Source organism: Streptomyces sp. NPDC048483 (assembly GCF_040651455.1).
Taxonomy (GTDB): domain Bacteria; phylum Actinomycetota; class Actinomycetes; order Streptomycetales; family Streptomycetaceae; genus Streptomyces.
In genome coordinates this window covers 1-8,422 of sequence record NZ_JBEZJZ010000193.1, presented here as the reverse complement: position 1 = coordinate 8,422, position 8,422 = coordinate 1, and the positions used below count along the sequence as shown (strand labels likewise).

Here is an 8,422-nt window from a genome sequence, read left to right as displayed (position 1 = left end):
GAGCTACCTCGCCGGCCTCGAACTCCGCGCCTCGATGATCTGGCTCGGAGATCTCCTGCAAGTAGCCGATTGATCACGACATCACACAGGCCCTAACACCGCACCCCACCCGGGCCGCGACGCCGGCCAACACGTGATCAGCGTTGCCGAACGCGCCATCAGGCCCATCGGACAAGACCCTGGGGCGAACTCAGAAAGCGGCACAGCGGGATGCCGCACCAACCGTGGTCCTGCACCAGGTGGGTGCCGAGGTCGGGCAATTCTCTTGCGCGCCCCATGGTGCGATTGAGCGCGGGGAGTTTTTCCACCCGATGGGATGCTGCCAAGCGGCGACTCGTCACGGCAGTGGCCGGGAGTGCGCGAGGAAGGCGGAGTACGGCCACAGAGTAGGTCCATGCGACATGTGCCTTGGCGCCGTGCTGCCACGCGCGGAGGTGGAACAGGCTCACCTCCCGACCGTGGAAGCTGCCCTGGAGCAGATTCCGAATGGCGAGGCCATCGGGGCCGAGGCTGAACGGGTAGCCGCCGCGGTCGAACGTGGCGAGGTAGTCCCGGGCGTGCTTGCGGTACGTCCAGGCCGGGTCGTCCCGGAAGCGCTTGATGCTCTTGATGCTCTTGCGAATCTCAAACACGGTCAGTCAGAGCTGCCCAGTTCAGTGTTGGCGGCGTTGCCGGCGCCGTAGATGATGCCGTCGATGGGGATCTGCTGCCATCCGGGAACCCCCCACGGTCGGTTGCACGGTGCCCACCGCCGCCGTCGTTGATCTTTTCCCCTGCGTGGTTCGCGCCACCAGCGGCATAGTGCTTCAGCCCGGCACTCAGCTGCCGCAGGGACGTCATCGTGTTACGGGTCATCCCCACGTACATGCGACAGGACCTCGGCGGACTCGGACATCACTCCGAAGGCGTCGTCCACGTTCTCCGCCCGCGAGGCAAAGGTGCTAATACGGCCGTCCAAGCGCTCGGACGAGGGCGTGAAGTCCTTCGCCAAGGCATTGACCGGCTCGGGATGAAGGGAAAAATGCTCGCCCAGGGAGCGTAGGCATACGGCCGCCGCGACTTTGCTGTACCCAACACGGATTTCACGGACCGTTGACGCAATCCGAAGATTCTGTAGATGTGTTCGTGATGCCGGTCAGCTCGGGGCACCAGACCAAGCGCCACTGCACCGGCACCGCCGACTCGCCATGCTCCGCCGGGCCCTCAACGACCACTCCCTGCCTCTGCGAAGCCGCGTCGTTGCCGCGCTCGTTCTGATCTATGCCCCACCTGTCAGCCGCATCGTTCGCCTCACATCGGCGACATCGCCGACATCACCGACGACGGCACCACCTTCGCCGTCAGCCCAGGGCGTTTCTTTCGGATCACGACGCCGCCGTAGCCGTCGTAGTGCAGCCGCCGCTCGGGGCTGCTGTTGCCTGCTGTTGACTGCCTGCATGAGCATTGATTGGACGCAGACAAGTACGCGGGAGAACGTCCGGGTCAGGCACTTCCACGAGGGTGATTCGGTGGAGGAGCTGACCTTCCTGCTCCACCGCGCGTACGCGGACCACGCCGCAGCCGGGCGGGTCTTCTTCGCTTCTTACCAGTCTCCGCAGGACACCCGACACAGGCTGAGCAAGGGTGAGTGCTGGGTCGCGATCAAAGATGACGAATTGGTCGGGACCGTGACCGTGTCCGCTCCCCACGCGACGCCCATCGGGTATCCCGCACCGGAGGGGGCGGGATCGTTCTGGCAGCTGGCAGTGGATCCCTCACAGCGGGGAAGCGGGTTGGGACACCGGCTCCTGGCACTGGCAGAGTCCAGGATCGCCGCCCTCGGTTTGTCGCACGTTGCCATCGACACCTCCGCAGCGGCGGACGACCTGGTTGCCTGGTACCAGCGACGCCGATATGAGCCGATCGGGACGTGGCGGTGGGGCGTCACCAACTACGACAGCGTTGTCCTCGCAAAGGACCTCTCGACGAGCCTGGATACCCCTGAGGATCACCGTCCGGCCCATAGGTAAATGCCCGCGAGGTCGAGCCCGGCTCGGTAGATGGTTGCGGTCTTGTCGTAGCGGGTGGCGAGGCCGCGCCACAAGAATCGGCCTGGGCAGGCACTCCCGATCGGGGCCCCGGTGAGCCGTCGCCGCGAGGCCCAGAACGTTGCTCCCGAAGTGTCGCCACCGCGTCGTGCCCGACACCGGAGTTGGTACAGCCAACTGACCAGCTGTGCCACCGCTACGGCCACGGTGGGAACCCGCTTTCCCTGGGGGCGGACCAGGTGTTGTGTGACGGGGGCTCATTGACCTTCGGGGACTCGTTCTCGGGGGATATGGCTCTGCGGCGAGTTGTTGCACGACTCGAAGCAGGAATTGCTCATGCGGGAGTCTCCCGTGGTGATGCCGTCTGGGCAGAAGTACTGGACGGTCCTGGACGACGACCTGGAGGTCGTCCCCGTCCCCCTGGCTGCCGGCTCACTGCTCTGGCCGGTTCACGCGGATCAGGGTCTGCTGCCCATGGGCGACGAGCTTCCGCTTGCCGTCGCCCTGAAACCCGAACACCTCGAGCCGGCACACGGTCAGGGTGCGTCCGGGCTTCAGGACCGTCCCGACCGCCTCGATGTGGTCGCCGACGGCGGGCGAGAGGAGGTTGATCTTGTACTCGACCGTGAGGACCTCGGTGTTCTCGGGGAACAGCGTGTAGGCGGCATAGCCGCCCGCGCTGTCTGCAATGGCGCTCGTGGCGCCGGCGTGGAAATAGCCGTGCTGCTGGCTCACCTCAGGACGAGCCGGGAGCACGATGTGCACGCGGCCCGGCGCGATGTGCGTCATCCGTGCACCGAGGTGGGCCATCAGCCCTTGGCGGTCGAAGCTCGCCTGGATGCGCTTACGCACCTCGGGGCTCGCCTGTTCCTGCTGCGTCTGGTCTTCCACGTGCTCTCCTTCGTACGGGGTGAAGCGGGTTCGTCAGCCGGCCAGGCGTTCCGCCAGCAGGACCCCGCCGATGACGATCATCGTGGCACCGGAGGCCCGGGTGACTGCCCGGGCCGCCGAGGGCCGGGTCTTCAACACGGTGCGGGCGAGCACGCCGACGGTGAGGTAGACGAGGGCGCAGGCCGTCATGTGGAGCGCGCTGAGAAGGCCCGTCTGTGCGGCGACCGGCCGGCCCTCCCCGGGGTCGATGAACTGCGGGAACAGCGAGAAGTACAGCAGCAGCGCCTTGGGGTTGAGGCCGCTGATCCCGGCGCCCTTGAGCATGATCTGCCCGCGCGAGATGGCGATGGTTTCCGTGGACGTCCCCAGGATTGCCGGCCGGCGCAGGACCCCCCAGCCCAGCCACATCAGGTAGGCGGCCCCGGCTACGGTCAGCGCGGTGAGAACGGTCGGTGAGCTCGCCACGATCACACCAGGCCCGCGACGGCGAGCAGCGTGTATCCCACGTATCCGGCTATCAGCCCGGGGATTGCCGGGACGACCGACCGGTCCCGCAGGCCGGCCGAGATCGCGTAGGCCCAGTCCGCGCCTGGGGTGAACACCAGCGGCAGATCCACTGCCAGGAAAGCCGCCACCGTCGTCGTGTCCATCGATCGATCCCTCTCACGTTCGTGCTCTGAGAGAGGAGATGAGGTGCGATCTTCCCGAAAATGTTTCCGCATTTACTCCATGGTCCTGAACGCCCTGGTGAACATTCCCGGCCGGTTCGGCCGGCCCCCACACTGTGATGCCCCGTCACGCCTTGGCGGAAGAAATCCGGTGATGCGACGCCCTCTACACCCATCCGATCACCCAAGGAGATACCGCCAGGTCGCTACGGACCTGATCCGGCGCGGGCACCACTGGCTGTGACCATCGAGATGGCTGTCTATGCGCGATCTGAACGTGGCGTGGCGGTGCCGTCGGGAGTCGTTTCGGGTTTCGTGTGGAGGATGTCGCAGGCCTGTTCCGCGGCGCGGGCGATGCTCTCGGAGACGAAGTCGGCGAAGCGGGCCATGTTCTCGAGGCGGGCGGCGGCCGGGGTGTGGGGGCCGAGGACGCCGACGCCCTGCCGTGCGATCTCGACGAGGTGGGCGGTGGCGCGGGCGCTGGCCATCATCGACTGGTACCAGACGTCGTTGTCGAAGACGTAGCGCTCGCGGCGGCGTTCGTCGCGCTCCCGGCGGATGAGGCCCTGGCTGTCGAGGTAAGCGATCGCCTTGGAGACGGACGCCGGGCTGACCCACCACAACGGCGGCTTTTTCGGTTGGGCGGCGCTGATGTACAGCACGCCCGACGGCAGTAAGACCCTGACCGCCTCGCTGACCACCGGGGACGCCGAGCTCGACTTCGCCGCCACGGCCGCGGCGTTCCAGAAGGCGCAGCAGAGGCTCGTCAAGGAGGTGTTCTGCAGCGGGCAGGCCGAGGCGGCTCACGAGGCGGCCGAGTTGGCTCAGTAGACGGGGCCGAGCAGCGCGAACCGGGCCACGCCAAGCTCGCTGAGCTGGGCGTGGCCGGTCCACATGCGCGGACGCCGGGCCGAGCAGGCACAGGGCCCGATCTGCCTGAGGGTCTTCAAGGAGAAGATCAGTGGCAAGCTGCCATCTCGTTGGAGAAAGCCTGCTTCGGTGTCTCACACGAGATGGCTTCCACGAAAGGCGCGTTCGCGATAGAGGTGCGCCACACGCCCAAATTGGCGGGAAGGGTCACCGAGACAGTGTCGGCGACCAGAGCCCGACGGCTGTCCCGCCGCGAAGATGCTGCTCGTAGGTCACGACCTTGCCGTGGATGACTTCAAGGCTCGCGTTGAGGTCGTCAATCCTGGCGCGCACGTGGGATTCGTGCTCGCGCAGCAGCGCAAGGCGGTCCGGCTCGTTGCCGGGCCCCGCCCGGACAAGTTCGGCGAACTTCTTGATCGCGGCGATGGGCATCTCTGAGTCTCGGAGTCGGCTGCACAGCACGAGCCAGTCCACATCTGCCTGTTCGTAGATCCGCTGGCCGCCACTGGAGCGCGGGATCTCACGCAGGAACAGGCCCTCGCGTTCGAAGAACCGCAGTGCATGCACGCTCATTCCGGTCATCTCGGCGACCCTCCCAATGGGCAGGCCACCCGTGTCCTTGCTCATCACAGCAACGTACCTTGACCTAGCGTGCAGTCTAGGTTTTAGCGTCGTAAGCATGATCACGAAACAGCTCAGGATCGGCACCGGATTCGGTGCCCACAGCACGGCCGACGATGTTCTCTCAGGGATCGATCTGACAGGAACGACCGCCCTGGTCACGGGTGGCTACTCGGGCCTCGGACTGGAGACCACCCGCGCTCTCGCCCGTGCAGGAGCACATGTCATCGTCCCCGCCCGCCGCCCTGCCCTCGCCGAAAGGGCTCTGCACGACATCCCCGGGACGGAGGTGCACACACTCGATCTGGCAGACCTGGACAGTGTCCGAGTCTTCTGCGAACGCTTTCTGGAGACCGGCCGTCCCCTCGGCATCCTCATCAACGGCGCCGGCGTGATGGCCTGCCCAGAAACACGTGTCGGCCTGGGCTGGGAGGCACACTTCGCGGTCAACCACCTCGGCCACTTCGCGCTTGTCCACCGCCTCCGTCCGGCCTTGGCCTCCGGAGGGTCCCGGGTGGTGTCCATTGCCTCGTCCGGACATTTCCTGTCCGACATCCGCTGGGACGACATCCACTTCCGCACCGGCTATGACCGCTGGCTGGCCTATGCCCAGTCCAAGACCGCCAACGCCCTCTTCGCCCTGCACCTCGACAGCCTTGGTGCGGCCAGGGGCCTGCGTGCCTTCGCGGTGCACCCCGGCAGCATCCTTACGCCATTGCAGCGTCACATCCCTCGTGAGGAGTGGCTCGCGCAAGGCTGGGTGACCCCGGACGGCGAGCCGACCGACGGTTTCAAAACCCCGGAGCAAGGCGCGGCGACAGCCGTATGGGCGGCAACCTCACCTCTGCTCGACGGCCAGGGAGGGGCCTACTGCCAGGACTGCGACATCGCGGAACCGGCTGCCACTGACGACATGCTCATCGGCGGAGTCAAACCCTGGGCCACCGACCCGGACTCGGCATCCCGGCTCTGGGAACTCTCCAGCAGACTCACCGGGCTGAACGCGTTCTGATGAAAACGAACCGCCTGGGACAAGGGGTGCTGAAGGCTCAGCTTGCCGTTTAGCGTCGTTCCGGAGGATGCGTGGAGGACGCACTGGGAGGCTGGCACGATGAACCCCCATGAATGATCAGCAAACTGCGGAGGCTCAAGCTCTGCGCTTGGTGACGGCCCGCTTCCCACACGCTCTGGGCGCCACGCTCGGTGGCTCGGCCGCCCAGGGCCGCGCCACCTCGGCCAGTGATCTGGACGTGGCCATCCTCTTACCGGACTCGGACAGCAGCCGCCGCGAGGTCATCCGCCATGACGGCCGCCTGGCCGAGTTGTTCGTGAACACCGTCGCGGACGTGCCCGAGTTCTTCGAGTGGGACCGGGCCCGTCGCCGCGGGACCGTTCTGTTCATCTACGCCGAGGGCTTGCCCCTGACCGACCCGCACGGCCATCTGGCCCGTACCCGCGATCAGGCGCGAGCGGTGCTCGCGGCCGGCCCTCCCGTGCTGACCCCGGAGGAGTGGGAGCGCGGCCGTTACGTGCTCACCTGCTACATGGATGACCTGGTCGATACCTCGCCGGCTGATCGGTACGAGCAGCTGTCCATCGCCGACCACACCCTGCGCGAGGCAGCACACCTGCTCACGGCCCACCACAATGCGTGGACGGGTATCGGTAAATGGCTTCCGCGCAGACTGCTGAGCGCGGACCCGAAACGGGGCGAATCTCTGTTGGACGGTCATCAGGCGGTGGCCGAACGCGCCGACCCCGTGCCGTTGGTGACTGCCGTGAGGCAGGTGCTCGACCTGCAGGGCGGACCGCTGAGGGAGGGCTACTCGCACCGCTGGCGCACCTGAGTCGCCTGACGAGTCAACGCCCCTGCCTCAAGACTCGCCTTGCCCGACCTCGAACACGCCTCGAAGCGGGATGCGGTCGTGAAGTGTCATGCTTCCGGACGGAGTTGTACGCGTGTCTGACCGCACGGGGCGACGCGCTGTGCGAGTTAGGCGACGCGCTGATGTGCACGGACGGGCCGGTGCGGACGCTGCTCGACCTCGCACTCGCGCCCGAGCACAGCCGTGGTCACGGGTCTCTGTACATGCCTGTCCACCAGAGGCAGCAGACCCGCGACGCGGCCGCCGGACTGTCTCTCCCAAGTGTTCATTTGGGAGAACGCGGTCCGAGCCAGTGCGCCCTGCCCTTGGGGCGGAGCCGCGTCGCGTGCGGCGGTCTCTCAGTCGGAGGCGCGCAGGGAAGCGTCCAAGGTGCTCATGAGTTGCGCAACGCGATTCTTAGCGGTCGGCGCAAGAGGGTAACGGGTAAGAACAGCGATCAATACCGGCGTGGCACGTTGCCGAGCCTGTTCGATCAGCATGTTTCCGACCGCGGGGTCGTCGCCTGCGCTCAGCTCGGCAATGCGCGCGACACTCGCGGGGGCGCGCAGGATGTGTCCTACCTGGGTGGCTCGCGATATCGGGTGCAGGTACGCGGCGGATGCGGCATCGCCAGCGGACCGTGCAGCAAGACGTGCTGCTTCGGTGCCCGCTTCCTTTGCGGCTCGGTGTGCGTCCAGTGAGGTGACGCGCTGCAGCTTGGTCCTTGGCGCGCCGTTGATGAACTCCCATGCGGCATCAAGGGCTGCGCGGGGACGAGGATCACCAGGAACGGTCTCCTCGAACACGGGGAGGACTTCCTGGGCGCTCTCCGCCACGTAGCGCGCCACAACTCGCAGCTCGTCCATGGTCAACTCGAATTCACCAGACACAGTCGTCATGGACTCGATCCTCCCCTACTTGGAGCGCTGCCCCGGCGGCGTTCGTGGCCGCCGCCGCCACGTCGGCGCCCGTCCATCCGTCAGCCTCCGCTCCGTCCTCGTCCTCGTCGAGTCCAGGCGCGTCCGGGTCGCGCAGGGGCCGCAGGGCGCCGGCGGTCGAACCGGACGACGATGACGACGCCGGTGAGCAGTGAACCGACGGCACGCCAGTGAAACGACGGCACGCCTCGGACGGGACACCTCTCCTACGTGTCCGAGGTGTCTGAGCTGACGATGCCGGTGAGGGCACGCAGGCCGGCAACAACCTCGGATGCGTCGGGGGCTTGCTCGGGGTTGGTGAGCCACTGCGTCATCAGGCCCGTGAACAGGGCCATCTGTGCGGCGCCCAGGGTGCGGGCGGCAGAGTCGTCGATCTCGTCCTCGGGCGTGCTGAGCAGCAGGGCGGCCAGGCCCCGGCGGCCCTGGTCTTGACCGCCGGCCAGATGACGGCGCAGATCGTCGGAGTGTTCGGCCTGGAGGAGGGCCTCGAGCGTGGCCAGCCACAGGGTCCGGTCGTCGGGGTCCGCCATCACAGCCCGGCC

The 8,422-nt window shown here is 66.9% G+C and carries 9 protein-coding genes and 3 pseudogenes; 5 read left to right on the top strand and 7 right to left on the bottom strand.

What is annotated here, in order from left to right:
• Positions 1–158: 158 nt before the first annotated feature.
• On the bottom strand, positions 159–632 hold the full coding sequence (locus tag AB0D04_RS41515) for a hypothetical protein (protein ID WP_362712598.1): 474 nt from the start codon (positions 630–632) through the stop codon (positions 159–161).
• An 876-nt stretch (positions 633–1,508) separates the two neighbouring features.
• Here AB0D04_RS41515 and AB0D04_RS41510 point away from each other — a divergent pair.
• Positions 1,509–2,009: a GNAT family N-acetyltransferase gene (locus AB0D04_RS41510; protein WP_362712597.1), complete on the top strand. Its 501-nt coding sequence runs from the start codon at positions 1,509–1,511 to the stop codon at positions 2,007–2,009.
• 450 nt (positions 2,010–2,459) lie between these two features.
• On the opposite strand, the gene AB0D04_RS41505 is transcribed toward AB0D04_RS41510, so the two are convergent.
• From AB0D04_RS41505 to AB0D04_RS41495, 3 genes and pseudogenes are all read right to left on the bottom strand, one after another.
• A complete protein-coding gene (locus tag AB0D04_RS41505; protein WP_362712596.1) occupies positions 2,460–2,918 on the bottom strand; it encodes a PaaI family thioesterase in 459 nt (152 codons plus the stop codon).
• Between the two features lie 33 nt (positions 2,919–2,951).
• A pseudogene (locus AB0D04_RS41500) lies at positions 2,952–3,568 on the bottom strand (LysE family translocator).
• Between the two features lie 278 nt (positions 3,569–3,846).
• Positions 3,847–4,200, bottom strand: a pseudogene (locus AB0D04_RS41495) (MarR family transcriptional regulator); the annotation flags it as partial.
• A gap of 37 nt (positions 4,201–4,237) precedes the next feature.
• On the opposite strand from AB0D04_RS41495, the gene AB0D04_RS41490 reads away from it, so the two are divergent.
• Entirely contained in the window at positions 4,238–4,417 is a 180-nt protein-coding gene (locus AB0D04_RS41490; RefSeq protein ID WP_362712595.1) for a hypothetical protein, read from the top strand.
• Positions 4,418–4,663: 246 nt separating this feature from the next.
• Here the strand turns inward: AB0D04_RS41490 and AB0D04_RS41485 are convergent, their stop codons facing one another.
• A complete protein-coding gene (locus AB0D04_RS41485; RefSeq protein WP_362712594.1) occupies positions 4,664–5,083 on the bottom strand; it encodes a MerR family transcriptional regulator in 420 nt (139 codons plus the stop codon).
• Positions 5,084–5,135: 52 nt separating this feature from the next.
• On the opposite strand from AB0D04_RS41485, the gene AB0D04_RS41480 reads away from it, so the two are divergent.
• The 3 genes and pseudogenes from AB0D04_RS41480 to AB0D04_RS41470 form a co-directional block, all read left to right on the top strand.
• A complete protein-coding gene (locus AB0D04_RS41480; protein ID WP_362712593.1) occupies positions 5,136–6,089 on the top strand; it encodes an SDR family NAD(P)-dependent oxidoreductase in 954 nt (317 codons plus the stop codon).
• Between the two features lie 109 nt (positions 6,090–6,198).
• On the top strand, positions 6,199–6,924 hold the full coding sequence (locus tag AB0D04_RS41475) for a nucleotidyltransferase domain-containing protein (RefSeq protein WP_362712592.1): 726 nt from the start codon (positions 6,199–6,201) through the stop codon (positions 6,922–6,924).
• An 83-nt stretch (positions 6,925–7,007) separates the two neighbouring features.
• Positions 7,008–7,166 (top strand): annotated as a pseudogene (locus AB0D04_RS41470) (transposase); the annotation flags it as partial.
• Positions 7,167–7,301: 135 nt separating this feature from the next.
• Here AB0D04_RS41470 and AB0D04_RS41465 read toward each other — a convergent pair.
• Entirely contained in the window at positions 7,302–7,841 is a 540-nt protein-coding gene (locus AB0D04_RS41465) for a putative immunity protein (protein ID WP_362712591.1), read from the bottom strand.
• 245 nt (positions 7,842–8,086) lie between these two features.
• The coding region (locus tag AB0D04_RS41460) for a TetR family transcriptional regulator C-terminal domain-containing protein (RefSeq protein WP_362712590.1) at positions 8,087–8,422 on the bottom strand (336 nt) is incomplete at its 5' end.